Consider the following 24235-nt stretch of genomic DNA (forward strand, 5'->3'; position numbering starts at 1 on the left):
CCGAGGGGGAGGCGGCCTTCGGCGTTCACATCTTCTGTGTTATCCGCGGCGACGGGTCTTCAGGAGGTCGAGGCGCTCCTTGAGCAGCTCCTCGAGCTCCTCCTTGCTGCGACGTTCCAGCAGCATGTCCCAGTGGGTGCGCGGCGGCTTGACCTTCTTGGTCTCCACGGAGGTGCCCTCCATGAGCTGACCCTCCTGGCCGTTGCGGCACAGCCAGGTGGGCGGGATCTCCGCGTCGTCGGCGAACGGGACGTCGAATTCCTCACCGTTGTCGGTGCGGTAGCGGGCGATCCGGCGCGGGGCCAGGTCGTGGTCGCGATCGGTCTCGTAGCTCACCGCTCCGAGCCGGCTGCCCCGGAGTACGCGATCTGCCATGTGTGCTCCTGTAATTTCGGCGGCTGGTGCCGCAACTCGTACTACCTCAACGCACGGGAAGTCTGAACTGTTCCATTGTAGTCGCCCGGCCACTTCAGCCGAGCGACCCCCGAATCGGCGTCGACGGTAGGTCGGTATCGGGAGGGTGCCCGCTCAGCGAGACCTGAACCGGCGAAGTGTGTCGCGGGCCGATAGGGTTTCCGATCATGTCGCGCAGTCGCCTGCTGTCCTGCCTGTGGTGCGGGCGGGAGATCGTGGATTCGGAGTCGGGTCGGCGTCGCCGCTATTGCCGCCAGTCGTGTCGCCAACGTGCCTATGAGCACCGGAGCAGCCTCAAGGGGACCGGAATTCCCGAGGACGCGGTGGTGCTGACCGCGCAGGAGGCCGCCGATCTCGCCGATCGGTGGTTCGCCGCGCGGTGTGCGGCCGAGGACGTGGCGACGGCCGTGGGGGAGGGAGCTTCTCCGGCGGAGCTGGCAGAACTGAGCGCGACGTTGCTGCAGCTGGCCCGGGAAGCGGAACGACTCCGCTGACGATGCGAAAACCCGTGTACCCCATCGTAAGCCGATGGGGTACACGCAGCGGCACCGATGGGCGACTACCGCGCTAGCTCGACAGTGACTCCCGGGCACGCAGGTACACGGCGGTGACGCCCCCCGCGACGAACAGCGCGAGGGCCGCGGCGGCACCGGCTGTCGCGAGGTCGGGACTGGTGAGCGACTGACCGCGCAGCGCCTGCCAGACCACCAGCGTGAGCAGTCCGAAGTAGCCGAGGACGGCGACCACGAGCAGCGCCGCACGGGTCGTTTCGGTGCGCAACCAGCGGTAGCGAGGCGCGAGTGCTACCAGGGCGAAGGCGATCAGCAGCAGCACCTGGATGCCGTGCAGCCCGACGAAGTGCGGGATGCGCAGGTCGCCGCCGATGGTGCTCCAGTGGGTGATCGGCATGCCCGCGGCAGCGTCACGTGCTGTATCGCCGGGCCGCACGGTGTGCCCGGCCATCAACCCCACGACGGTGCCGTCGGCCGTGCGGACGAGCTGCGGCCCGGTGAAACCCATCAGATACCCGAGCGCCATCCCGGTCACCGCCAGCCACAGCCCGGCCTTCAACGCGATTCTGGTCGGCAGGTCGGCCAGTTTCTGCCGGGAGATGATCACCGCCAGGACGAGATTGGCGAGGAACAACCCGGGCACGCCGGACGCGAACACCTGCTGCCCGATCTCGTTGACCGGGTCGGTGGCGTCGTTGAAGTGGCTGAACGTCCCGCGTGCCGCCTGGACCGCGATGAATCCCACATCGGCGACCCCGGTGATCGCGAAGACAGTGCCCAGCCACCAGGTAGCACGCCGTCCGCGATGCGGCAGCCGCAGTATCCAGGCCAGGGTCACGCCGTAGAGGGCGAAGGCGAGCCCGAACTTGGCCGGTTTGAGCCACACCGACTCGCCGAGCAGCAGTCGGTCGTCGACCACCATCCCGACCATCGACACCACCACCAGTGCGGTCATGAGCGCGGAATTCACCAGCAGCGGGCCGTGCCAGGGGGCGCGGTCGGCGCCGTCGCGTGCGGTGGGGGATGTGATGCGGGACAGCGTGTGGGTGAGGTCGATCGTCGCCATGTACCGAAGGTAGAAATCCGGTGCGCCACACCACGTCCCGCTGTGGAACGGTTCGGCTCCGATACCCGGGTACGGGTCGGGCTACGCGAGTTCTAGGGGTTGTCTCAGATTCCCATGCGCCAGATCGCGGCGTCGACCGCGCGGGGTGAGACGAGTGCGAGGGCCTGGAGTACGCGAGTGTAGGTCGGGTACAGCTCGACCGGGCGGGTCCGGATCGCGGTGGTGATCCAGTCGGCGGCTTCCTCGGCCGACAGTGCCGCCGCGTCGGCGTACTTGCCGGTGGGCGCGATCATCTCGGTGCGCACCAGCGGATAGCCGATGGTGGTGACGTGCACGCCACGGCGCCGGGTCTCCGCGCCGAGACTGCGCCCGAACGCGCCGAGCGCCGCCTTCGACGCGTGGTAAGCGGTGAACAGCGGCATCGATCCCGCCGCCACACCCCAGGTCGCGACATTGACGACGTGGCCGGTGCCCGCGTCGAGCATCGACGGCAGCAGTCCCATCGTGAGCCGGGTCGCTCCGAAGTAGTTCAGCGCCATGGTGCGTTCGTAGTCGTGGAACCGGTCGGTGGTGTCGGCGGCGCCGCGGCGGATCGAACGGCCCGCGTTGTTCACCAGCACGTCGACCGTCCCGAACTGCTCGAGCAGGGTCTTCGCCAGCGCGTCGGTCTGCTCGGCGTCGGCGAGGTCGCAGGTGATCATCTCGGCATCCCCGCCCTCGACGCGAACCGCGTCGCGCACCTCGGCCAGCGGCTCGGCATTCCTGGCGACGAGCACCACCCGCGCCCCTTCCCGGCCGAGCGCGTGTGCCGCGGCTTTGCCGACGCCCGACGAGGCGCCCGTCAGCACGACCGTCTTCCCGGCGATCTCGTGTTGCTCACCACGGACCAGCCGCGCGAGCACGCGGGGGAGTGCGGGCGGGTTGAGCAGTACCGATTGTGCGACTTCGGCGAACACGGAGACTCCTGTCGAGGCGTACAGCGGGGGCGAACAGGTAATTTACTTAATGGTAAATTACAAAGGGACCAATTGGGTGTCAACCGGCACGGAGGTCGATGGTTGGATGGAACGGTGAGCACAGCCGGTACCAAAGGTGTCCCCCGCCCCGAGCGCGAACAGCAGATCCTCGACGCCGCCGTCGCCGAAATCGGTCGTGTGGGTTACGCGGGGCTGTCCCTGGCCGATGTCGCGCAGCGCGCGGGCGTGTCCAAGCCGCTGGTCTACACCTACTTCCAGTCCAAGGACGGGCTCTACATCACCTGCGTGGACCGGGCGGCCACCGTCCTGTTCGACGCGATCGAATCCGCTATCGCCGGGGCCGGTGGTCTCAGCAAGGCGGAACGGACGCTCGACGCGATCTTCGTCGCGCTGGAACCGCGCCCACACGACTGGACCGTGCTCTTCGACCGCTCCCACCCCGACGACGGCCCCGCCGCCGACGCCGTCCGCGTCGCCCGCCGCCGCATCGCCGCCCAGGCCGCGCGCGGTGTCGCCGATGCCATCGGTGCTGTCGAGCTCACCGACCCCACCGACCTCTCGGCGCTGACCGACGTCTGGATGGGCGCGGTGACCTCGCTGGTCCTGTGGTGGTTGCGTCATCCCGACCAGACCGCCGCCCAGATGTCGGCCCGCAGCCACCGCCTGATCGGCGCACTCGTCACCGCCCCGCGGTGAACGACATCCGCACCCCGGCCGGGGTGCGGGTGTGCTTGTCCGACAGGTGTTCTACGACGTGACGTCGGTGGTCGATCGGACAGGCGGCAGCAATTCGGCGAGCAGTGTGGCCCACTCGTATCGGCGTTCGGGGAAGCAGCGCTCGAGCAGGTCGCTCATGATCGACGGCGCGATGGAGGCACCGGGGGAGGCACCGAGAAGGCCGGCGATGGTGCCGTCCGCGCCGGTGACCAGTTCGGTGCCGAATTCGAGGACGCCGCCGCGCTCGCGATCGGGTTTGACCAGTTGGGCGCGTTGCCCGGCTTGGACCAGGGTCCAATCAGCGGCGTCGGCGGTGGGGTAGAAGCGTTGCAGCTGGGCGAACTTGCGCCGGGGTGAGGCCAGTAGCTCGGTGACGAGGTAGCGGACCAGATCGAAATTCCGCAGACCGACCGAGACCAGCGGGACGATATTGTGCGGGCGCAGCGTGGTGAACAGATCGGTGAGCTTGCCGTGGCGCAACAGGCGGGTGCTGAAGGTGGCGTAGGGGCCGAACAGCAGTGCGCCGGTGCCGTCGACCTCGCGGCGATCCAGATGCGGGACCGACATCGGCGGTGCGCCCAGCGCGGCCTGACTGTAGACCTTGGCGTGATGCTCGGCGACGACCTCGGGGTTGTCGGTGCGCAGGAACTGCGCGCCCAGTGGGAACACCCCGTATCCACGCACCTCGGGGAGACCGGCCCGCTGCAACAGCCGCAACGCGTACCCGCCCGCACCGACGAACACGAACCGCGCCCTGACCTGGAACCGCCGCCCACTGTCGAGATCGCGGCCGCGCACGGTCCACAGCCCGTCAGCGCTGCGGGTGAGCCCGGTGATCTCACGATGCATCCGGACCGCGTTGCCCGCCGCGCTCATCGTCGACAACAACGACCTGGTCAGCGCCCCGAAGTCGACATCGGTGCCCGCGGTGTGCCGGGTGGCGGCCATCGCCTCGCCGTCGGCCCGGCCGCGCACGAGCAGCGGCGCCCAGCCGGCGATCACCGCACGATCCTCGGTGTACTCCATCTCCGCGAACGCGGGCAGCGTGCGCAGCGTGGCGTACCGCCGGCGCAGGTAGGCGATGTCTCGCTCGCCGAAGACCGCCGTGACATGCGGTGTCGAGGTGAGGAACGTGTCGGGCGCGAGCTCACCACGGTGGGCCAGCGCCGACCAGAACCGGCGCGAGAGCGCGAACTGATCGGCGATCCCGGCCGCCTTGGCGCCGTCGCCCGCGTCGGGCATGTAGTTGAGCTCGCACAACCCGGAGTGCCCGGTGCCCGCGTTGTTCCACGGATGGCTGCTCTCGGCCGCCGGTTCGCCGAGCCGTTCGAACAGTGCGATCGACCAGTCGGGCGCGAGGGTGCTCAGCAGGGCGCCGAGCGTGGCCGACATGATGCCGCCGCCGATGAGTACCGCGTCGAGAATGTCGTCGCCGCTGCCGGTGCTGGGCCGTGTGGGTGTGGTGTCGTTCATGGTCGAACCTCCCGTGAGCTGTGTACCGCCATCCTCACGCCGGAAACAGCGATCCGTCCAATACGGAATCGCCGAGGATATGATCCGGATATGGATGATTCAGCGGAGGCGGGAGCGCAGGCACTGGCTCCGCTGCTGACCGCCTTCGACGCGGCGGCCGAAGAAGGCCACTTCACGCGCGCGGCCCAGCGACTCGGCGTGCCGCAGTCCTCGCTCAGCCGCCGGATCAGAACGATGGAGCAGCTCCTCGGCGTGGCGTTGTTCCAGCCGGTCGGGCGCGGGGTCACCCTCACCCCGCAGGGGCGTGATCTCTACGCACACACCCGGGGACTGGTGCGCGCACTCGACGACGCGGTGCGGCAGGTGCGCGCCGACGCCGACCCCGACAGCGGGCTGGTGCGGTTCGGATTCCCGCTCACGCTCGGCCCGGTCAGCATTCCGTCGTTGCTCGCGCAGTTCCACACCCGCGCGCCTCGGATCCGGTTGCATCTGGTGCAGGCGCACGGCGAGGCGCTGGCCGAGCAGGTGCGCGAGGGCAGGCTCGACCTCGCGGTGATGATCCCGCCCCCGGCCGACCTGCCGACCGTCGATCTCGGCCGTCAGCGCATCGACCTGCACGTGTCGCGCACGCATCCGCTGGCCCGGCGCGCCCGCGTCGACCTCGCCGAACTGGCCGATGAGGCGTTCATCGCGAACCCGCCCAGCTACCAGCTGCGCACCCTGCTCGACAGCTGGTGTGCCGCAGCGGGTTTCACACCGCGAGTGGTCTTCGAGATCACCGAGTTCGAAACCCTGCGCGCACTGGTCGCACTCGGGCAGGGCGTCGCGCTACTGCCCGCCGCCGAGGTCGCGAACCCCGACCTGGCGGTGATACCCATCGATGGCGAACGCGACCGCGAGGTCGGCCTGGTCTCGGGAGACCATGACTCGACGCTCGCGGTCGCGCGGCTTCGGGAATTCCTGATCGCGCGCCGGGCGGCGATCAGTGGGTGAGCGGTATCAGTCCTGGGCGACGCCGGCATCGACGCCACGCGCGGCGAGCCACGGGTGCGGGTCGATCGGGGCGCCGTAGAGCGAGCCGTCGGGCACATGCACCTCGTAGTGCAGGTGGGGGCCGGTGGAGTTGCCACGGTTACCGACGGTGGCGATGGTGTCACCGGCGTTGACGTGCTGACCGACCTCGACCAGGATGTCGTTCACGTGGCCGAACACACCGATGGTGCCGTCATCCTGCTGGACGCGGACCCACAGGCCGAAGCCCGACGCCGGACCGGCCTCGATCACGGTACCGTCGGTGACGGAGAAGATCGGCGCGCCGATCGGGTCACCGAAGTCGATGCCGTTGTGCGCGGTGCCCCAGCGGGCGCCGTAGTAGGAGGTCAGCCTGCCGCTGACCGGGCGAACGGTCTGCGGGCGCGGCGGCGGCGGGGGAGCGATGAACGGCAGCGGCGGCAGTTCCAGGCCGACGGCTTCGCGGTGCTCCTCCCACGGGATCGGGGCGGACGCGGGGGTCGCGCCCTGCGGGCCCTGGGCCTCGGCGGGGGTGTACGCGGTGAAGCGGTACGGCGACTGGCCGGCGTTGATGGCCTCGGTGGCGTCCGCGGCGATCGTAGTAGTGGGAACAGGGCTCTCGGGCTCACTGAAAGTGGCGACGGAGGTACCCACGAGTGCGGACAAAGCCACCGCACCCGCGACCACGCCTCCCCAACGACCTGCGAAGGCGTCGGAGACTCGAGCAGATAACGGGTTGGTCACGAACATGGTTATGAACGTAGCTAAACCGTAACCTTCGCGGCCAATCCTGTGGCTGCGATCACGAAGCGCTATAACCCCAGTTGATCTATAACGATACTCTAACGAATAGCCAACATCCTGTTACTCACCGGGTGAAATTGCCCTGGTCAAGATCGTTGCCGAGATTCCGCATCCCAGGGACACTGATTCAGTGGACGCTAACGGAGTCCGTGCCATCACGGCGTTGTCCGACCCCACCCGGCGCGCGATCTTCGAATTGCTGCCGCAGGGTCCCCGCTCGGTGGCCGACCTCGCCGCCGCCACCGGGATCACCAGTTCAGCCGCGTCGCAGCACCTGCGCGTCCTGCGCGAGGCCCACCTGGTCCGCATGCGCCGCGACGGGAACAGGCACCTCTACTCCCTCGATCCCCGCGGCCTCAACGACGCGCGCGACTACCTCGACAAGTACTGGCCCAGCGCGCTGGCCGCCCATGCCGCCGCTCTGCGCGAGGCGGCCGACGCCGACCCGGCTCAGCCCACCCGGCGGTAACGTGACCGGCCGGATTCGGCCCACGCCTGCTTGTCCAGCTGCATATCGACCGCCGCGATCACCTCGGGCACGCCGATCCGCAGCAGACCGGGGTCGGTGCTCAGGCCGTCCGGATCGCCGACCTGTCCGGCCCAGAGCACCGCGTGCCTGCCCAGCAGATGCGCGGGCGGGCCGCCGCGGCGCGGTGGCGTGGGGCCGAACAGCAGGACCGTGCGGGTGCCGAACGCTGTCGCCAGGTGTGCGACACCGGTATCGCCGCTGATCACGAGGGCGGCCTCGGCCACCGTCGCCGCGAGGTCGGTGAGGTTCTGCCGACCGGCGAGGACCCGGTCGTCGGGCAAGCCGGCCTGCGCGGCCACCTGTCGAGCGATGTCGTGCTCGAACGGGTCGCCGGTGAGCACCACGTCGCGGCCCAGTACCAGCAGGTGGCGCACCACCGCGGCGAACCGCTCCGGCGGCCACCGCCGGGCGGGCGCGCCCGCGCCGATATGGACGACGATGCAATCGCGCCGGCTGATCGAGGCCACCGGCGGCACCAATCCGAGGTTTCGCCGATCCGCGTCGATGCCCTCGCCCTCGAGCAGGCGGCACCACCGGTCGACGACATGCGCGTCGGGATCCCAGCGCGGACCGGCGAGCTTGGGCAGCGCGGGCGTGCGATGACCGATGATCCGCGCGGCGCCGGTATCGGCCAGTGCTCGGGCGCTGGCGCCGTCGGGGCCGTGCAGGTTCACCGCTAATTCGGGCGCGGGTCCATCCCAGATCAGGGCGGCCGGGTCGGCGGTGGCGACGAGTTCATCGACCGAGGAGATCAGGTCGACGATCTGTTCCAACCGATGCGGCGCCGCCAGGACGATCCGGCTCTGTGGTTCGGCCCGGCGCAGGGCACGCAGAGCCGGGACCGCGGAGAGAAGCTCACCGAGGCCCCGAGCTTGCAGCACGAGTACAACCGACACATTCTTCATCTACCCGAGACTGTCGGCGACCAAACTTTCGCGAGGGCAACGATGTGACGGCTCGCCTGTGGGCCCGCTCACGGCGCCGCGCGCGATCGCGACACGATGACAGCTCCAGCTAATTTCCGGAAAACCAGAGCGAGCGGGCATAACATCTCGTCATGACGACAAATACCGTGATTGGGAGCCCGTTCACGGCTCTTGCCAAGAAAACCTGGCAAACAGTTCTGGTCACCGGCCTCCTCGCGGTGGTCCTCGGCATCATCGTGCTGGTGTGGCCCGGTCCGTCGCTGCTCGTGGCGGGCATTCTGTTCGGTATCTACATGGTTGTCAGCGGTATCTTCCAGCTGATCGCCGCCTTCACCCACCTGCCGAGCACCAGCTTTCGGGTGCTGTCGTTCATCAGTGGTGTGCTGTCGCTGATCATCGGTGTGTTCTGCTTCCGCGACGACCTCACCTCGATTGTGTTGCTCGGCTTGTTCATCGGCATCAGCTGGCTGTTCCGTGGCGTCGCCGTCCTGTTCGCCGCCATCTCGGAGTCGGGCGTGCCCGGCCGGGGCTGGCAGATCTTCTACGGCATCATCAGCGCGCTGGCCGGTGTCGTCCTGATCGTGTGGCCGATCAGCTCCCTCACCACGCTGGTCTGGGTCGTCGGCATCTTCTTGATCGTCATCGGTGTCATGGAAGTCATCACCGCCTTCGGCATCCGCAAGGACGCGCATCTGCTGGACGAGCAGCTGGGCTGATCCTGGCCACGGAATAGTTCGTCTGAACCGGCCGGTGCCTTCGGGCACCGGCCGCTTTCGTCTGAACCACGCTGCCGTCTGAACTACGCTTCGCACCCATGGAATTCGTTTATGACCTGGTGGTTGTCACCCACCTGCTCGGCATGGCCGCGGTGGTCGGTGGGTACGTCGCCTCGCGTCCGGTGGTGTCCGAGCTGATGGTGTGGGGCGCGCGCGCCCAGCTGATCACCGGGGTGATCCTGGCGGGGCTGGCTTCGGCGGTCGACTCGCTCGACAAGGATCCGGATACGACGAAGCTGGCGGTGAAGCTGGTTGTCGCGGTCGCGGTGGCGGCGTTCGCCGAAATGGGCCGCGGTGACGCGAAGCGCGGCAAGCAGATCGACTGGATGACCGACGCCGCCGGTGGGCTCGCGATCGTGAACGTGCTGGTCGCGGTGCTCTGGAGCTGAGTGCGCGCCCGATACCGAGGAAGGTCGCGCCGGTCGCGTCCGTGCGGGATCCGCCGGCGGGCATCCGCTAGCGTTGCGGCGTGCAATTTCTCGGCATCCACCACATCGCGATCATCGCGATGGACTACGCCCGCTCCAAGAGTTTCTATATCGAGACTCTCGGGGGGACCGTCCTCGACGAGAACTACCGGGCCGATCGCGATTCGTGGAAGCTCGACATCGAGTTGCCCGGCGGGGTTCGCATCGAACTGTTCTCGTTTCCCGACCCGCCCGCACGCCCGAGCAGACCGGAAGCGGCGGGGTTGCGGCATCTGGCTCTGGCGGTCGCGAGCGTGCCCGCCGCCCTCGATGAGCTGCGGGCACGGGGCGTCCGGACCGAGGAACTGCGCACCGATGAGCACACCGGCAAGCAGATGGCCTTCTTCTTCGATCCGGACGACCTGCCGCTCGAGCTGTACGAGGCGTGATCAGGGCGTCGCGCGGGCCCGGCGCGCGAGTTCCACTGTCGCCGCACGCAATTCGCTGATCTCGGACAGGGGGCTGGCGTAGCCGACTCGGGTGAGCGCCACGCCGCGTGGTGATTCCACCCGCAGGTCGAGGCCGTAGCGGTCGGCCTTCTCGCAGGTGGCGGCGATGGCGTCGGGGAATCCGCCCAGCTGCTGGGCCATCGCCAGCAGCGCTTCGGCATGGTCGGCGTTGAGGTGCGCGACACCGGGCGCGGCGTGTGCGACGATCGGGTCCGGCTGTGCGGCAAGGTATTCCGCGGCCGAGGCCGAATCCATCCGGCCGTAGCCGCCGACCCAGCGTACCCGCTCGACGCGCAGCACCCACAGCGTGAAATCGCTGTAGTCGATGTAGTACTTGGCCGCCGGGATCGCCGCCAGGTGGGCCGCGCGGGCCGCTTCCGCCTCGGCGCCGGTCGGGCGTTCCACGAAACCGGCGAGGGTGATCCGGGTGCCCGCCAGCGGGTCGGCCGGGATGTCGGGGGTGACGATCGCGATGCTGGCGCGCGGGTCGGCGGCCAGGTTGCGGCCGTGTTCGGCCAGGCGCGACACGCTCAGTACCGGTGCGCCGTCGAGCAATCCGTAGGTGATGAACGACGCCCACGGCGCGCCGTCGGCGGTGAGGCTGGCCAGCGTGCCGGTATTGGTGCCCGCCGCGATCGTTCTGGCTTCTTCGGCCGGCGAGGGGCGGGCCTCGTTGGCCAGGGGGGCGGTCGGCAGCGGAATGGCAGGTGCGTCGCCCGGGTCGCCGTGGTCGAGAGTCATGGCCACAGCGTATCCACCTGACGCGCGCGGCGGGGTGCGCTCGTCAACCAGCCGTGCAGCGCTTCGTAGACAGCGTCGTGATTGAGCAGGCTGAAATGGTTCGCCGCGGGGATGTGCAGGCTGTTGACCGCGTCGAAATCGAGGCGCCGGGTCCGGCCGCGCCCCGACCCGCTGCCGGTGAGAACCATGCCGTCGCCGATGATAACGCCGAGCGGATGTTTCGGGCTGTGGGTGATGGTGGTGGTGACGAAGTAGTGATCGACGCCGGGCAGCAGCGGCACTTCCTTCACCGCTCGTGCGCGCAGGGTGTCCACGTCGAGGTCGCGCCAGTCCTCGTCGACCAGCGAGCCCTGCCGTAGGTCGCGGATGCCCGCGCTGCGCCTGCGCAGCAGTGTGCTCAGCGGCCGGGTCTCGGGCAGCAGATCGAGCGCGGCCGACGCGTAGTGCACGAGCTGTTCGAGCGGCGCACCGAGGTGTGGTGAACCCAGGCACACCACCTGCCGCACCGATCGCACCCACTGCTGGCCCGACTCCTCGGCCTGATGGCAGGCGCTGCGCATGACCAGTCCGCCCATCGAGTGCCCGATCAGGCAGATCTCGTGCACCGGCATCGGCCAGCTGTCGACCAGGCGGGTCAGCAGGGCGCTGAGCTGGGCGGCGTTCTCGGAGATGTGCAGACCGGTATTGAAGCGGACGAAGAGCGGGGTGTAGCCGAGATCGTCTTCGAGGCGCTCGCCGTAGGTGGGACGATTGCCGAGCCGCCAGGAGTGTTCGGTCTCCACGAGTCCGTGCAGGAGCACGACCAGCCGGGTCGTCGGCACCGGGACGTGGGCGGCGAACTCCTCGGGTGGGACGGGGACGCCGTCGACGCGAAAGGTCATGGGGGAGGAGAGGATCGGGGTCTCGTCCTCGAGCGTGTCACCGATCAGCCCCTGGATCGCGGCGAGAATGCCCGCACCCCACACGGTGCGCGAGGGGGCGGTGACACCGGGCAGCTGGACCGCGCTCGCGACCTCGCCGACGACGAAGCCGGTGCCGCTGACGGCGGCGTACACGCCATCGGTGATGGCGTCGTGGACGATTTTCACCGGCGCCGCCGCGGGACCGACGCCCAGCCGCACCGCCGCGAATACCCGGTCGGAGAGGGCTCGGTGGATGGCCGCGATCCCATCGACCGCCCCGGCGAACTCGTCACCGGCGAGCCGTGTGAGCGCCTGTACTTCGGCCTGGGCTTGGGGGAGCTGCTCCGTCACAGAGTTGAGAGTACAACTGTGCACTGAATGATGGTGGGGTTGGGGCGGCTTCGAGATTTGCGACGATGCCCTGAGTGTCAGAGTTGGGAGGCCTCACAAAAATCATTCTGATACTGCGATATGCGCATCTAAACATGTGATCCGATCGGGGCAATCAGCGAAGAACCGGCTACGCCGGTCGGCTCGGGACGGCGGGAACCCCGCCGTCCCAGCGATCACGGCCGGTGGACGATCGCGTACCAGAGCGCGCCCATCGTGCCGAGCACGAACAGGGGAGAGATGACCCAGGTCTCGACCCGGTTCCCGGTCCGCTCGATCAGCGGCACCCGGGTGCGCAACGGAAACGGCCACAGCAACCGGCAGCCCCGATCGGTGAGGCAGTCGCCGAGCAGGTGGGCCAGACAGCCGAGACCCACGCAGATCGGCAGCCATGCCGGTCGATCGACGATCCACTGGTCGACCGCGAAGGTGCCCGCCGTCGCGAGCACGATCACCGTTCCGTAGGTCCGGACGCTCTTTCCCGGCGGGCACAGGTGCAGCGATCGCACCGCGAGGGCGAGCAGGAAGAACACGAGGCCGAGGGTGAACGGTCGGCCGAGGTAGTGCTCCCCGGCCCAGGTGGCCGCGACCGCGGCGACGACGAACAGCAGTGAATGCGTGCCGTGACGATGTCCGCCCGACGCCCAGGAGATCAACCGGCACAGGTGATGTGACACCGGCCCGAGGACGTGGGAGATGGTGCCGCTGGGATGATCCGCGTCCGGCAGCAGCGCCGCACCGGCGGTGAGCAGCGTGCCCATGATGAGTTCGGCGATGCCGAATCGCGTTGTGTCGCTGTCGAACAGGGGGAAAGCGGCGACTGTGAGCGGTAACGCGGCGGCCGTACCGGCCCAGGCCAGCGCCCCACTGGTCGCATGAGAATGTCCTAGCACCCCGCAACGTTAGAGTAAGTCACTACTTCGGCGCATATGCCGTGGACAGCGCCGGAATGCGGGGCGCGCCTGGATCGTTGGGGCAGGGGGAGTTACCCGACGAAAGGACCACGATGAATGCTTTCAACGACCAGGTGATCGCCGAGTTCCGCGCCAACGGCGGCCGCGTCGGTGGCATGTTCGAAGGCAACGACGCCATGGTGATCATCACCACCACCGGCGCGAAGTCCGGGCGCGCGATCACCAATCCGCTGGTGTTCCTGCCCGACGGCGACCGGATCGTGCTGATCGCCTCCAACGGTGGCGCCGACAAACACCCGGCCTGGTATCACAACCTCCTCGCCGACCCGGAACTCACCGTGGAGGTCGGGACCGAAACATACCGGGGCAAGGCGGAACTCGTCGCCGATCCCGAGCGCACCGCCCTCTACGACCGGATGGTCGAGCGGCTGCCGGGCTTCGCCGAGTACCGCGACAAGACCGATCGGGAGATCCCGGTGTTCGCGGTGTATCGAACGAGTTAGTCGCGTGCTCGAGCGGAATGGTTGCCGGGGTGGGTGAGCTGCTGGTTCTATCGCCCGGTGACCGAAACCATCGACGTGCCACGCATCGTCCACGCCTCCCGCGACATCGCGGCGCCCACCGCCGCGATCTTCGACCTGATCGCCGATCCCGCGCAGCAGCCGCGCTGGGACGGCAACGACAACCTCGCGCAGGCCGTCGAAGGCCAGCGGGTCCGCGCGGTCGGTGACGTGTTCACCACGACGCTGACCAACGGCGCCGACCGCGACAACCACATCGTCGAGTTCGAGGAGGGGCGCCGTATCGCGTGGAACCCGTCGGAGCGGGACAAGACCCCGCCGGGACACCTGTGGCGCTGGGAGCTCGAGCCGATCGACGACACCCACACCCGGGTGACCCACACCTATGACTGGACCGAACTGCACGACGAGTTGCGTCAGGTGCGGGCCAAGGCCACCACCGCCGACAAGCTGCAGGCATCGGTGGACCGGCTGGCCGCCCTCGCCGAGTCCTAGCCACCAACGCAACACCCTGCGACTCGAGCTGAGCCGCAGGGTGTTGCGTTGTTCGGATCAGGCGGTGACGTCGAACCGGTCCAGGTTGCTGACCTTGGTCCACGCGGCGACGAAGTCGTGCACGAACTTCTCCTTCGCATCGTCGGTCGCGTAGGCCTCGGCCACGGCCCGCAGCTGCGAGTTGGAGCCGAACACCAGGTCGACGCGGCTGCCGGTCCACGTGACCGCACCGGAGGAGCGGTCACGGCCTTCGTAGCTGTTCTCGTCGGCGGCCGAGGGCGCCCACTCGGTACCCATGTCGAGGAGGTTGACGAAGAAGTCGTTCGTCAGCGCACCCGGGGTATCGGTGAACACGCCCAGCGGCGAGGACTGGTAGTTCGCGCCGAGCACGCGCAGACCGCCGATCAGCACGGTCATCTCCGGCGCACTGAGCGTGAGCAGGTTCGCCTTGTCGATCAGCAGGAACTCCGCGGGGATCTGCGCGTCCTTGGACACGTAGTTACGGAACCCGTCGGCCGGGGTCTCGAGCGCGTCGAACGACTCGACGTCGGTCTGGGCCTGGGTCGCGTCGGTACGACCCGGCGTGAACGGCACCGTCACCGGGAAACCGGCAGCCTGGGCGGCCTGTTCCACACCGACCGCGCCGCCGAGGACGACCAGGTCGGCGAACGACACCTGCGTGCCGCCGCCGGCGTTGAACGTGTCCTGGATGCCCTCGTAGACGCGCACCACCTGGGCGAGCTCGTCGGGCTGGTTGACCGCCCAGCCCGCCTGCGGCTGCAGCCGGATCCGGCCGCCGTTGGCGCCGCCGCGCTTGTCGCTGCCGCGGAACGACGAGGCCGCCGCCCACGCCGTCGTCACCAGCTGGGCGATGGACAGGCCGGCGGCCTGGATCTGACCCTTGAGCGCGGCGATCTCGGAATCACCGATCACGGGGCCGTTCTGGGCGGGCACCGGGTCCTGCCACAGCAGTTCCTCGGACGGAACCAGCGGGCCCAGGTAGCGGGCGATCGGACCCATGTCGCGGTGGGTGAGCTTGTACCAGGCGCGGGCGAACGCGTCGGCGAACTCCGCGGGGTTCTCCAGCCAGCGGCGGGTGATCGGGCCGTAGATCGGGTCGAACCGCAGCGACAGGTCGGTGGTGAGCATGATCGGTGCGCGCTTCTTGCCGGTGATGAACGGGTCGGGCACAGTGTCGGCGCCCGCGCCGTCCTTCGGAATCCACTGGTGCGCGCCCGCCGGACTCTTGGTCAGCTCCCATTCGTACCCGTAGAGGGTTTCGAGGAAGTTGTTGTCCCAGGTGATGGGGGTGCTGTTCCAGATGCCTTCCAGGCCGCTGGTGATCGCGTCCTCGCCGACTCCGGTGCCGAAGCTGCTCTTCCAGCCCAGCCCTTGCTGTTCCAGCGGTGCGGCTTCCGGTTCGACGCCGACCAGATCGGCGTCGCCCGCACCGTGGGTCTTGCCGAAGGTGTGGCCGCCGGCGATCAACGCGGCGGTCTCCTCGTCGTTCATCGCCATCCGCGCGAAGGTCTCGCGGATGTCCACGGCGGCGGCGATGGGATCCGGATTGCCGTTGGGGCCTTCGGGATTGACGTAGATCAGGCCCATCTGGACCGCGGCGAGCGGACGCTCGAGGTTACGGTCACCGGTGTAGCGTTCGTCGCCGAGCCAGGTGCGCTCGGGGCCCCAGAACACGTCTTCCTCGGGCTCCCACGCGTCGACGCGGCCGCCACCGAAACCGAACGTCTCGAAGCCCATCGACTCGAGCGCGACGTTGCCGGTGTAGACGATGAGGTCGGCCCACGACAGCTTGCGGCCGTACTTCTTCTTCACCGGCCACAGCAGCCGGCGCGCCTTGTCCAGGCTGGCGTTGTCGGGCCAGCTGTTGAGCGGGGCGAAGCGCTGCAGGCCCGCGCCCGCGCCGCCGCGGCCGTCGCCGACCCGGTAGGTGCCCGCGGAGTGCCAGGCCATCCGGATGAAGAACGGGCCGTAGTGGCCGAAGTCGGCGGGCCACCAGGACTGCGAGGTCGTCATGACCTGCTCGATGTCGGCCTTCACCGCGGCCAGGTCGAGGGTGGCGAATTCGGCCGCGTAGTCGAAGTGTTCGCCCATCGGGTTCACCGAGGGCGGATTCTTCTGCAGCAGTGTGAGATTGAGCTGGTTCGGCCACCACTCGGCGTTCGCTCCGCGCGCGTCGGTGGAGGCGAACGGACGATGCATGACGGGGCAACCACTGTCACCGGCTTCCGTGTTGGCTTCCGCGATAGGTGGGTGTTCCTCGGGCACGGTGAATCCTTTCAGGAGAGTGATGGTGATGTCGTGCAGTCGGGGCACCTGCCCCAGTAGATGACTTCTGCCTCGTCGACGACGAAACCGCGGTCGTCGAGGGGAGTCAGACAGGGTGCGTCGCCGACGGCGCACTCGACATCGACGATCACCCCACAGGATCGGCACACCAGGTGATGATGGTTGTCACCGACGCGGGTCTCATAGCGCGCGACGGTGCCCATCGGCTGGATCCGCCGGAGCAGTCCGGCGCTGGTGAGTGCCCGCAGTACGTCGTAGACGGCCTGCTGGCTGACGGCCCCGAGGGTGGCTCTGACTCGGCTCAGAATGGTGTCCGTATCGGCATGCGGATGCTGGTGCACTGCGGTGAGCACCGCCAGACGTGGCGCGGTGACGCGCAGGGAGGCTGCGCGCAGCATCTGTTCGAAGTCCGATGTGGTGGACACATTCCAGATCATGACTCATTCCAGATGATGTGGGGGCGGGTTTCCAGGATGAGTTGTGATGACATACCGGGCAATTCGCGCAATACTGGCGAGGAAGACCGGATCGGGGAGTCCGGTCCATGAGCATGGGGTGGGAACGATGTCGAATCGTCAGTGGTATGCCGTGTCCGCGATCGCGGTGGCCCTTCTGGTAGCGGGATGCGAGTCGGGACAGTCCGTCGACGCCGCGCCGGCGAGCAGTTCGTCGAAGGCGACCACGACCGTGCGCGCGACCACTCCCGCGGCGCCGGTGCTGAACCGTCGTGGCGAGAACGGAGCGGTGGTCCAGCAGGACGGGCTGGTCGGTGCGGGCAAGCTCGACATCGTCAACGGCAACAGCGACGACTTCGCGGTCGTGGTGACCAACGGTGATCCCAAGAAGCCGCAGGCCACCATCTACGTGCAGGGCAATTCCAACGCCACCCTCACCGGGATCGACGGCACGTACTACGTCTATCTGAAGACCGGCAAGGATTGGGACGAGGCGACGCTGGCCTTCACCCGCGAGCGTGAGTTCCAGAAGTTCGACGACCCGTTCGACGGTGACTCCGATTGGGAGATCACGCTGCAGCCTTCGATCGGTGGCAACGCCAGCACCAGCGACGTACCCTCGTTCTGACCGCGGTGGAAGAGCGCAGAACTGTGAACTGTGCCAAGGAATGCCCGGTCCGCCTGCGCGTCGACTAGCCTGCCGGGTGTCCGTTCCCCGAACGAAGGTGATTCATAGTGACTTCCGTAGTCGATGCCCCGCCCATCGATGGCCCTGACACCGCGTCGAAGGTAGGGCACTACTACCGGGTCGAGGGCGTCTACGAGGTCGGTCGCGAGAAGATCCGCGAATACGCGCGCGCCGTCCAGGACTTCCATCCTGCCCACTGGGAGGACGAGGCCGCCGCCGCGCTCGGCTACCCGGGTCTGGTCGCGCCGCTGACGTTCGTCTCCATCCCGGCTATGGCGGCGAACAAATTGTTGTTCGAAACGGTGGTCGTCGGCTACGACATGTTCGTGCAGACCGAGCAGGTCTTCGAACAGCACAAGCCGATCGTGGCCGGTGACCGACTCGTGGTCGATGTCGAGCTGACCTCGGTGCGCACGATCGCGGGCAAGGACCTGATCACTGTCACCAACACCTTCGTCGACGAGCTCGGCGAGACCGTGCACATCATGCACACCACGGTCGTCGGTATCACCGGGGACGACGGCGTGGATCCTGCGATCACCGCCGCGGTGGAGAACATCATGCTGCACGGCGTGAGCATCTACAGCGCCGACAAGAACGCCGTGGTGGAGACCACCCTGCGTCCCGAGGGCGAAGTTGTGCTGTCGGTCGAGGGCGCCGCCCGCGTCCCCAGCACCACGCTGTCGTTCGACGAACTCACCGTCGGCGACGAACTCCCGCTCCGCGACGCCCGCGTCTCGCGCGGTGATCTCGTCAACTACGCCGGCGTCTCCGGCGACGGCAACCCCATCCACTGGGACGAGAAGATCGCCGAGCTGGCGGGCCTGCCCGACATCATCGCCCACGGCATGCTCACCATGGGTCTGGGTGCGGGCTTCCTGTCCACGTGGTCCGGCGACCCCGGCGCCGTCACCCGCTACGGCGTTCGGCTGTCGACCTACACCATCGTCGGCCGGGAGGGCGGCCAGGTCGAGTACACCGGCCGCGTGAAGTCCCTCGACCCGGAGACCCGCAGCGCGGTGATCGCCATCGTCGCCAAGTCCGGCGGCCGCAAGATCTTCGGTCTCGCCACCGCGAACCTGCGCTTTCGCTGACCCCGGCGCGGTGGACCCGACCTCGTAGCCGGGTTCACCGCGGCGCGGCCACGACCTCGGATCGTGGTGTGGCGTCCGGGGTTTCGGACGCCACCGGGTTCACCCGCACCCATGTGCTGTTGACCGCCGACGTGCCGGAGAGCAGGTCGGTGCGGGCCGGGTCGTGCAGCAGGTTGACATTGGCGCCCGGCAGGCCCGCCGCGACCGACCAGCCGACCCCGGGTTCGCGATGGCCCCATCCGTGGGGGATCGCCACCACCCCGGCGCGAATATCGCCACTGATCTCCACCGGAACCACGATCGAACCGACGGGGGATTCGATCGTGGCCGGATCACCGTCGGCGAGACCACGGGCGGCGGCGTCGTCGGGATGGATGAGCACAGTGCAGCGGTCGCGGCCCTTCACCATCGACGGGATGTTGTGCAGCCAGGAGTTGTTGCTGCGCAGGTGCCGCCGTCCGATGAGCTGGAGGTCGTAGCCCGGCTCGGCCGTCCCGGTCGCGTCGTCGAGGACCGTGCGCACCGCCGCCAGGAAGTCCGCGGGTGCCAAGTGTGTCTTGCGGTCGCCGGTGCCGATCAGTTCGGGCAGCCGTGGTTGCAGCGGTCCGAGGTCGACACCGCCCGCCGTGTCCCGAATCTTCTTCAGCGTCAACCCGTTCCGTCCACGACGCAGGATTCCGTAGGGGCCCGTCGCGACGGCCGCCGCGGACAGTCGCAAGGGGCTGAACTGTTCGAACGCGGCATTGAGCACGCGTGCGGTGAGCCGTCGGGCCGGTAGCGGGACCATTTCGGTCACCAGTCGTGCCAGGATCTGCCAGTCGTCCAATCCGTCGGCCGGCGGCTCGAACACCCTGGCGTCGTAGCGGGCGTTGTTGCGAACGCTGAAGATCGGGAACAGCAGGCTCAGTTCCTCGCGTTCCAGCGCGGAGACGGGCGGCAGGATGAAGTCGGCGTGCCGGGTCGTCTCGGTGATGTACATGTCGACGGCCACATAGCAATCCAAAGATTCCAGCGCGGCATCGAGCTTGTCCGCCTGCGGGGTCGAGAGCACCGGATTGCCCGCGTAGGTGATCATCGCTTTGATCTGGCCCGGTCCTTCGGTGCGGATCTCCTCGGCGAGGACCGCGACCGGCAGTTCGCTGCGGAACGACTTGTGCGCGCCGGAGCGGTCGGTCCACGCGCCGTGTCCCACGGGCAGGTACTTCGCGTAGCGGGCGGCGTCGACGACGGGGGTCGCGAACATCTGACCGCCCGCGCGATCGAGATTGCCGGTGACCGCGTTGATCGTGTTGACCAGCCAGTGGGTGAGTGTGCCCGTCACCTGCTGGCACACCCCGATTCGCGCGTACAACACTGCCGAGGGTGCCGCCGCGTGGTCACGGGCCAGCCGTCTGATGGTGTCCGCGTCGACGCCTGCCAGTGGCGCCATGCGTTCCACGGTGGTGTCGGCGACCAGTGCGGCCAGCTCGTCCCAGCCGGTGCACAGCGCGCGGACCGCCCGTTCGTCGCACAGTTCCTCGGTGACCAGCACATGCAGCATCGCGAGCAGCAGGTACACATCGCCGCCGGGACGGACCGCCACGTGTTCGTCTGCCAGCCGGGCGGTTTCGGTGCGGCGCGGGTCGATCACGACGACGGTGCCGCCCCGGGCGCGGACCGCTTTGATGCGCGATTTGGCGCCGGGCATGGTGGTGATCGATCCGTTGGACACCGCCGGATTGGCGCCGAGCACCACCAGCCGGTCGGTGCGATCTATATCGGTGATCGGCATGAGAACGTTCGAGCCGAACATCCGCCACGCGACGAACTCCTGCGGGAACTGATCGATCGAGGACGCGGAGAAGAAGTTCCGGGTCAGCAGGACGGCCCGTAGCAGCGCTGCGTACATCACCGAGGAGCTGTGCGCGGCCGGGTTGCCGATGTACATCCCGATGGCGCTGGGACCGTGCGCGGACCGCACCGCGCGCAAACGCTGACCGATCTCGCGGAAGGCCTCGTCCCAGCCGACCGGTTCGAAACTGTCGCCGACGCGGCGCATCGGTGTCCGCAGCCGGTCGGGGTCGTGGTGCAGACCGCCCATGGCTGTCGCCTTCGGGCAGATGTAGCCCTTCGACAGCACGTCGTCCGGGTTGCCTTCGACGCGGGTGACCCGCGAATCCTCGACCGTGACCAGAATCCCGCAGTGCGCTTCACACAATGTGCACTGCCGGGCAATCGTCGTGCTGTCCACAGCTTTCCTACCCTCCGCCGAACCGCTCCTGCCACGGTAGCGCGACCGAACGGCTCGGCAGATCCGTCTGAGGTCTGATTTTCGTGCCGATCGACGACCGGGCGTAATATCGTTCGCGATACGAAGAGCCTTCATTTCCGCTCAGGTCAGGAGCAGATTCGATGCGTTGCACCGTTCGTCTCGGCCTCGCGGTCGCCGCTGTCACCGTCGCCGGGATCGCCGGACAGGCCACCGCCGCCGCCCAGCCCAGCTATTACGACCCCGTCATCACGCCGTGCAGTCACCTGTTCCGCACCCCGCTCGAGATGCCACGTCCTGGCACGGATGTGTACTGGAGTCCGTTCGGGACGTCGAACATCGTCTGCTACGACGACGGCACCGGGATGGAGAACTACTACCAGCGCGACCCCTGGGGCCGCTGGCACGACATGAACGAGCTGACTCCCGGTCACTTCTTCTACGTGATCGTCGATTCCTCGGTCCCCGATCAGGCGACCTGGGGCTGAGCGGACCGGAGGACGCGGCCGGCGACATCGTGGTCGCCGACCGCTCGGGGTCACGCCGACACTGCCGCGCCCCCGGATCTTTCGGTCGCCTCCGGAGTGTGGCCGGGCGATTCGATCGGTGGTCCGGCCTGCGCTGGGGTCCGCACGGCGAAGCCGATGAGTCCGGCGAGGACCGCGACCGCGGCGGTCACGTACCAGGCGCGCTGGAAGGCGTCGAGCGTGGCAGCGGGGGTGCTGGGCGTACCGAGCAGCGCGACGAGAAGTGCGACGCCGAGGGCGAGGCCGAGTTGGCGGGCCATGCTCAGGACGCCCGATCCGGTCGCGAAGCGTTGCGGGGGCAGGGTTCCCGCGCCGACGGCGAACGCGGTCGGCAGGGTGAGCCCCACGCCGAGACCGGTCAGCAGCATGCCGCCGAGCAGGCCACCGACATAGTCCGGTGACAGTTCGGCTGCGCGCGCCCACCACAGGAGTCCACCGCCGAAGGCGAGTCCGCCTGCCGCGATCACCGGTCCCGCACCGATTCGCGCGATGAGTTTGCCCGCGGCGATGGCGACGAACGGCACGACCAGGGGGCCGGGCGCGATCGCGAGTCCGGCCTGCAAGGCCGACCACCCCCACACGTTCTGCGCCCAGAGCGTGACCGAGAGCAGCATGCCCGCGAACGCGATCTGGAACACCAGCGAATTCGCACCCGCGAGTACGAAATTCGGGACCCGGAGCAGGGCGGGGTCGACGATCGGGCTGTGATGACGAGCCGAGCTCACGGCGAAGACGACCCCGAGCACGATCGCGATACCGAACGCGGCGAGGACTCCGGTGGAGGTCCAGCCCCAGTCGGGACCCTGGACGACGGCCAGGATCAGCGACCCGACCGCCCCGATCAGCGCGCCCGCACCCAGCAGATCGGGCAGCGGGCCGCCCGCGGCGGGCGGGCACGGCAGCTTACGGACACCGATCGCGAACGCCGCCAACCCGATCGGCACGTTCACGAGAAACACCCAGCGCCAATCGATTTCGACCAGCAAGCCGCCGAGCACCGGGCCCAGCGCGGCGCCGAGACCACCGAACGCGACCCACAGCCGCACCGCACCCGCGCGCCGCTGCGGCGGTGTCGCGGCGAGTACCAGTGCGAGGGAGGACGGGGTGAGCAGGGCGCATCCCACCGCCTGCAGAACACGGAAGGCGATGAGCGACTCCACGTTCCAGGCCGCCGAGCACAGTGCCGACCCGATCACGAAGATCGCCAGGCCGGTGAGAAAGGTGGCGCGGTTGCCGCCGCGGTCGCCGAGGCGACCGGCCGGAACGAGCAGGGCGGCGAAGACGATGGCGTAGAGGTTGAGCACCCAGGACAGTTCGGTCAGGCCGGCGCCGAAGTCGTCTGCCATGGCGGGCATGGCGACATTGACGATGAACAGGTCCAGGCTCGACAACAGCACGCCGATGGAGACGATGGCGAGCACCAACCGGGGATTGGTCTCCCGGAGTGGGGTAGTGGATGGCATGTTCCAGCTCTCGTTCAGCCGAGGACGCGGCGGGTTTGACGGGCGGTGGCGAGCAGCACGCCGTCGCCGTCCCAGATATCGGTGTCGTCGACCGACCAGCCGTCACCGGAGCTGACGTTCGTGGCGCGGACCAGCACGGGCGTGTCGCCGAGGTGGGTGAGATCGGCGTGCAGTTGCAGCGACAGGGTGACGGTGGGGACGGCGACCGGCGCGGTGAGCAGCGGGAACAGTCCCGGTGGCAGCGCGTCGGCGAGGACGGCCAGGCTCGGCGCGTCGAGGGGCAGCGCGGGGTCGAGTGCGATCCAGGCGCACATCATCGCCTCGTCCGCGCCGCTGAGGGGCAACGGGCCCGCGGCGGGACGGATGACGAAATGCGCGCCGACGGGCACGATCTCCGGCGGCAGCCGGAACAGCGCGCAGTCCGGTGCGGCCGCGACGACGGGTGCGGGTCTGGCGCTGTGGGCGGGGATCGCGGTCGCGCCGGGCGCGCCCAGGGTGACGGTGGCCGCGGCGACCCGCGCACCGTCCTGTTCGGCGACCACGTCCAGCATCGTCGTGCTGCGCCCGACCGGGTGTTCGGTGGCGTGCAGGGTGAACGCGCCGGTCGCCGGTCGGCCGAGGAACCGGACATCGGCGGCGCGTACGGGGTGCTCGCGCGAGCTCGCCTGCTGGGCGACGTCGATCAGGAGCCCGGCGAGCGTGCCGCCGTGTGGGCCGGTCCAGCCGCGCCACGAGTCGTCGACCACGGCATGCCACCGCCCGGAGTCCGTGGCGGTGAGGGCGAATCGCGCGCCGAACCGCCCAGTGAGTTTCATCATGCAACTCACCGTAGATGGGTGAGTTCTTTCATGCAACCGACTAGACTCGGGACATGCGGCGCACCAGCTTCGAAGACATGAACTGCTCCCTGGCCCAGTGCCTGGAAGTGGTCGGGGAGTGGTGGACCTTGTTGATCGTGCGTGACGCCCTCTTCGGCGTGACCCGTTTCGACGAGTTCCGCGACCGCCTCGGCATCGCCCGCAACGTTCTCACCCAACGCCTCGAAGGCCTGGTCGAACACGAGATCATGACGAGAGAGCCCTACCAGGACAACCCCGTCCGCTACGACTACCGCCTGACCGCCAAGGGCCGCTCCCTGTGGCAGGTGATCACCGCGATGCGCCAGTGGGGCGACGAATGGGCCGCCCCGAACGGGCCCCCGGTAGAGGTCCTGCACCGCACCTGCGCCCACCTCACCACCATCGAACCCACCTGCTCGCACTGCGGCGAGCGAGTCCACGGCCGCGACCTGAGGCTGATGGACGGCCCCGGCGCGGGTGATCGTTCTCCGCTACCCGAGTCGCTACGCGGGTGAAGTCGCCCCGGCGTC

General features: G+C 68.6%; 27 protein-coding genes. 13 read left to right on the forward strand and 14 right to left on the reverse strand.

All coding sequences use genetic code 11. The features are described from left to right. Nucleotides 1-39: 39 nt before the first annotated feature. On the reverse strand, nucleotides 40-375 hold the full coding sequence (locus tag ACWGCN_RS29745; protein ID WP_067453486.1) for an RNA polymerase-binding protein RbpA: 336 nt from the start codon (nucleotides 373-375) through the stop codon (nucleotides 40-42). Between the two features lie 206 nt (nucleotides 376-581). Here ACWGCN_RS29745 and ACWGCN_RS29750 point away from each other — a divergent pair, with 206 nt between their 5' ends. After that, nucleotides 582-908: a hypothetical protein gene (locus tag ACWGCN_RS29750; protein WP_378627566.1), complete on the forward strand. Its 327-nt coding sequence runs from the start codon at nucleotides 582-584 to the stop codon at nucleotides 906-908. A 73-nt stretch (nucleotides 909-981) separates the two neighbouring features. Here ACWGCN_RS29750 and ACWGCN_RS29755 read toward each other — a convergent pair whose 3' ends face one another. After that, nucleotides 982-1992 (reverse strand): hypothetical protein, encoded by a 1011-nt coding sequence (locus tag ACWGCN_RS29755; protein WP_452459113.1) that lies wholly within the window; start codon nucleotides 1990-1992, stop codon nucleotides 982-984. Between the two features lie 104 nt (nucleotides 1993-2096). Next, nucleotides 2097-2948 carry an SDR family oxidoreductase gene (locus ACWGCN_RS29760; RefSeq protein WP_452459114.1) on the reverse strand — a complete coding sequence of 284 codons (852 nt, stop codon included), beginning with the start codon at nucleotides 2946-2948 and terminating at the stop codon, nucleotides 2097-2099. Between the two features lie 114 nt (nucleotides 2949-3062). Between ACWGCN_RS29760 and ACWGCN_RS29765 the strand changes: the two genes are divergently transcribed. After that, nucleotides 3063-3665, forward strand: coding sequence for a TetR/AcrR family transcriptional regulator (locus tag ACWGCN_RS29765; protein WP_452459115.1), 603 nt, complete (start codon nucleotides 3063-3065; stop codon nucleotides 3663-3665). A 51-nt stretch (nucleotides 3666-3716) separates the two neighbouring features. Here the strand turns inward: ACWGCN_RS29765 and mqo are convergent, their stop codons facing one another. Then, complete coding sequence (mqo, locus tag ACWGCN_RS29770; protein ID WP_452459116.1) at nucleotides 3717-5159, reverse strand: malate dehydrogenase (quinone); 1443 nt, start codon at nucleotides 5157-5159, stop codon at nucleotides 3717-3719. A gap of 90 nt (nucleotides 5160-5249) precedes the next feature. On the opposite strand from mqo, the gene ACWGCN_RS29775 reads away from it, so the two are divergent. Continuing rightward, on the forward strand, nucleotides 5250-6152 hold the full coding sequence (locus ACWGCN_RS29775; protein WP_379314752.1) for a LysR family transcriptional regulator: 903 nt from the start codon (nucleotides 5250-5252) through the stop codon (nucleotides 6150-6152). 6 nt (nucleotides 6153-6158) lie between these two features. Here the strand turns inward: ACWGCN_RS29775 and ACWGCN_RS29780 are convergent, their stop codons facing one another. Next, nucleotides 6159-6920 carry a M23 family metallopeptidase gene (locus ACWGCN_RS29780; RefSeq protein ID WP_387443402.1) on the reverse strand — a complete coding sequence of 254 codons (762 nt, stop codon included), beginning with the start codon at nucleotides 6918-6920 and terminating at the stop codon, nucleotides 6159-6161. A gap of 184 nt (nucleotides 6921-7104) precedes the next feature. On the opposite strand from ACWGCN_RS29780, the gene ACWGCN_RS29785 reads away from it, so the two are divergent. Continuing rightward, nucleotides 7105-7443 (forward strand): ArsR/SmtB family transcription factor, encoded by a 339-nt coding sequence (locus ACWGCN_RS29785; RefSeq protein WP_378987898.1) that lies wholly within the window; start codon nucleotides 7105-7107, stop codon nucleotides 7441-7443. Here the strand turns inward: ACWGCN_RS29785 and ACWGCN_RS29790 are convergent. Further along, nucleotides 7425-8399, reverse strand: a complete 975-nt coding sequence (locus ACWGCN_RS29790; RefSeq protein WP_378988464.1) for a glycosyltransferase family 9 protein — start codon at nucleotides 8397-8399, stop codon at nucleotides 7425-7427. The genes ACWGCN_RS29785 and ACWGCN_RS29790 overlap by 19 nt on opposite strands. A 161-nt stretch (nucleotides 8400-8560) precedes the next feature. On the opposite strand from ACWGCN_RS29790, the gene ACWGCN_RS29795 reads away from it, so the two are divergent. The 3 genes from ACWGCN_RS29795 to gloA2 all read left to right on the forward strand — a co-directional run bounded on the left by ACWGCN_RS29795 (nucleotide 8561) and on the right by gloA2 (nucleotide 10061). Then, nucleotides 8561-9145, forward strand: a complete 585-nt coding sequence (locus ACWGCN_RS29795; RefSeq protein ID WP_378987895.1) for an HdeD family acid-resistance protein — start codon at nucleotides 8561-8563, stop codon at nucleotides 9143-9145. A 98-nt stretch (nucleotides 9146-9243) separates the two neighbouring features. Then, the gene (locus ACWGCN_RS29800) at nucleotides 9244-9594 is read left to right on the forward strand and encodes a hypothetical protein (protein ID WP_378987892.1); all 351 of its coding nucleotides are present in this window, start codon (nucleotides 9244-9246) and stop codon (nucleotides 9592-9594) included. An 80-nt stretch (nucleotides 9595-9674) separates the two neighbouring features. Continuing rightward, complete coding sequence (gene gloA2 / locus ACWGCN_RS29805) at nucleotides 9675-10061, forward strand: SMU1112c/YaeR family gloxylase I-like metalloprotein (RefSeq protein WP_452459909.1); 387 nt, start codon at nucleotides 9675-9677, stop codon at nucleotides 10059-10061. Here gloA2 and ACWGCN_RS29810 read toward each other — a convergent pair whose 3' ends face one another. From ACWGCN_RS29810 to ACWGCN_RS29820, 3 genes are all read right to left on the reverse strand, one after another. Next, nucleotides 10062-10862 carry a HugZ family pyridoxamine 5'-phosphate oxidase gene (locus tag ACWGCN_RS29810; RefSeq protein ID WP_379315108.1) on the reverse strand — a complete coding sequence of 267 codons (801 nt, stop codon included), beginning with the start codon at nucleotides 10860-10862 and terminating at the stop codon, nucleotides 10062-10064. Further along, nucleotides 10859-12115 carry a lipase family alpha/beta hydrolase gene (locus ACWGCN_RS29815; protein WP_379315107.1) on the reverse strand — a complete coding sequence of 419 codons (1257 nt, stop codon included), beginning with the start codon at nucleotides 12113-12115 and terminating at the stop codon, nucleotides 10859-10861. Before ACWGCN_RS29815 ends, ACWGCN_RS29810 begins: the two co-directional genes overlap by 4 nt. 215 nt (nucleotides 12116-12330) lie before the next feature. Continuing rightward, nucleotides 12331-13047: a metal-dependent hydrolase gene (locus ACWGCN_RS29820; RefSeq protein ID WP_378987879.1), complete on the reverse strand. Its 717-nt coding sequence runs from the start codon at nucleotides 13045-13047 to the stop codon at nucleotides 12331-12333. Nucleotides 13048-13160: 113 nt separating this feature from the next. On the opposite strand from ACWGCN_RS29820, the gene ACWGCN_RS29825 reads away from it, so the two are divergent. Together ACWGCN_RS29825 and ACWGCN_RS29830 are read left to right on the forward strand one after the other, a co-directional pair. Continuing rightward, nucleotides 13161-13571 (forward strand): nitroreductase family deazaflavin-dependent oxidoreductase, encoded by a 411-nt coding sequence (locus ACWGCN_RS29825; protein WP_378627590.1) that lies wholly within the window; start codon nucleotides 13161-13163, stop codon nucleotides 13569-13571. A 57-nt stretch (nucleotides 13572-13628) separates the two neighbouring features. Beyond that, nucleotides 13629-14084 carry an SRPBCC family protein gene (locus ACWGCN_RS29830; RefSeq protein ID WP_387443410.1) on the forward strand — a complete coding sequence of 152 codons (456 nt, stop codon included), beginning with the start codon at nucleotides 13629-13631 and terminating at the stop codon, nucleotides 14082-14084. 57 nt (nucleotides 14085-14141) lie between these two features. On the opposite strand, the gene katG is transcribed toward ACWGCN_RS29830, so the two are convergent. Together katG and ACWGCN_RS29840 are read right to left on the reverse strand one after the other, a co-directional pair. After that, entirely contained in the window at nucleotides 14142-16370 is a 2229-nt protein-coding gene (gene katG / locus ACWGCN_RS29835; RefSeq protein ID WP_452459910.1) for a catalase/peroxidase HPI, read from the reverse strand. Nucleotides 16371-16381: 11 nt separating this feature from the next. Further along, nucleotides 16382-16816 (reverse strand): Fur family transcriptional regulator, encoded by a 435-nt coding sequence (locus ACWGCN_RS29840; protein WP_056809750.1) that lies wholly within the window; start codon nucleotides 16814-16816, stop codon nucleotides 16382-16384. Nucleotides 16817-16955: 139 nt separating this feature from the next. On the opposite strand from ACWGCN_RS29840, the gene ACWGCN_RS29845 reads away from it, so the two are divergent. Next, a complete protein-coding gene (locus tag ACWGCN_RS29845; protein ID WP_378987873.1) occupies nucleotides 16956-17474 on the forward strand; it encodes a hypothetical protein in 519 nt (172 codons plus the stop codon). Between the two features lie 107 nt (nucleotides 17475-17581). Further along, nucleotides 17582-18628 carry a fused (3R)-hydroxyacyl-ACP dehydratase subunits HadA/HadB gene (locus ACWGCN_RS29850; protein ID WP_379314354.1) on the forward strand — a complete coding sequence of 349 codons (1047 nt, stop codon included), beginning with the start codon at nucleotides 17582-17584 and terminating at the stop codon, nucleotides 18626-18628. A gap of 34 nt (nucleotides 18629-18662) precedes the next feature. Here ACWGCN_RS29850 and ACWGCN_RS29855 read toward each other — a convergent pair whose 3' ends face one another. Beyond that, the gene (locus ACWGCN_RS29855) at nucleotides 18663-20858 is read right to left on the reverse strand and encodes a molybdopterin oxidoreductase family protein (RefSeq protein WP_452459908.1); all 2196 of its coding nucleotides are present in this window, start codon (nucleotides 20856-20858) and stop codon (nucleotides 18663-18665) included. A gap of 161 nt (nucleotides 20859-21019) precedes the next feature. Here ACWGCN_RS29855 and ACWGCN_RS29860 point away from each other — a divergent pair, with 161 nt between their 5' ends. Then, entirely contained in the window at nucleotides 21020-21364 is a 345-nt protein-coding gene (locus tag ACWGCN_RS29860; protein WP_387443415.1) for a hypothetical protein, read from the forward strand. 50 nt (nucleotides 21365-21414) lie between these two features. On the opposite strand, the gene ACWGCN_RS29865 is transcribed toward ACWGCN_RS29860, so the two are convergent. Together ACWGCN_RS29865 and ACWGCN_RS29870 are read right to left on the reverse strand one after the other, a co-directional pair. After that, nucleotides 21415-22866: an MFS transporter gene (locus tag ACWGCN_RS29865; RefSeq protein WP_452459907.1), complete on the reverse strand. Its 1452-nt coding sequence runs from the start codon at nucleotides 22864-22866 to the stop codon at nucleotides 21415-21417. A gap of 14 nt (nucleotides 22867-22880) precedes the next feature. Next, nucleotides 22881-23684: a thioesterase family protein gene (locus ACWGCN_RS29870; protein WP_378987857.1), complete on the reverse strand. Its 804-nt coding sequence runs from the start codon at nucleotides 23682-23684 to the stop codon at nucleotides 22881-22883. 53 nt (nucleotides 23685-23737) lie between these two features. On the opposite strand from ACWGCN_RS29870, the gene ACWGCN_RS29875 reads away from it, so the two are divergent. Continuing rightward, nucleotides 23738-24220 carry a winged helix-turn-helix transcriptional regulator gene (locus tag ACWGCN_RS29875; RefSeq protein ID WP_449965324.1) on the forward strand — a complete coding sequence of 161 codons (483 nt, stop codon included), beginning with the start codon at nucleotides 23738-23740 and terminating at the stop codon, nucleotides 24218-24220. Nucleotides 24221-24235: the final 15 nt, after the last annotated feature.

The organism is Nocardia sp. NPDC055050, from assembly GCF_053608345.1.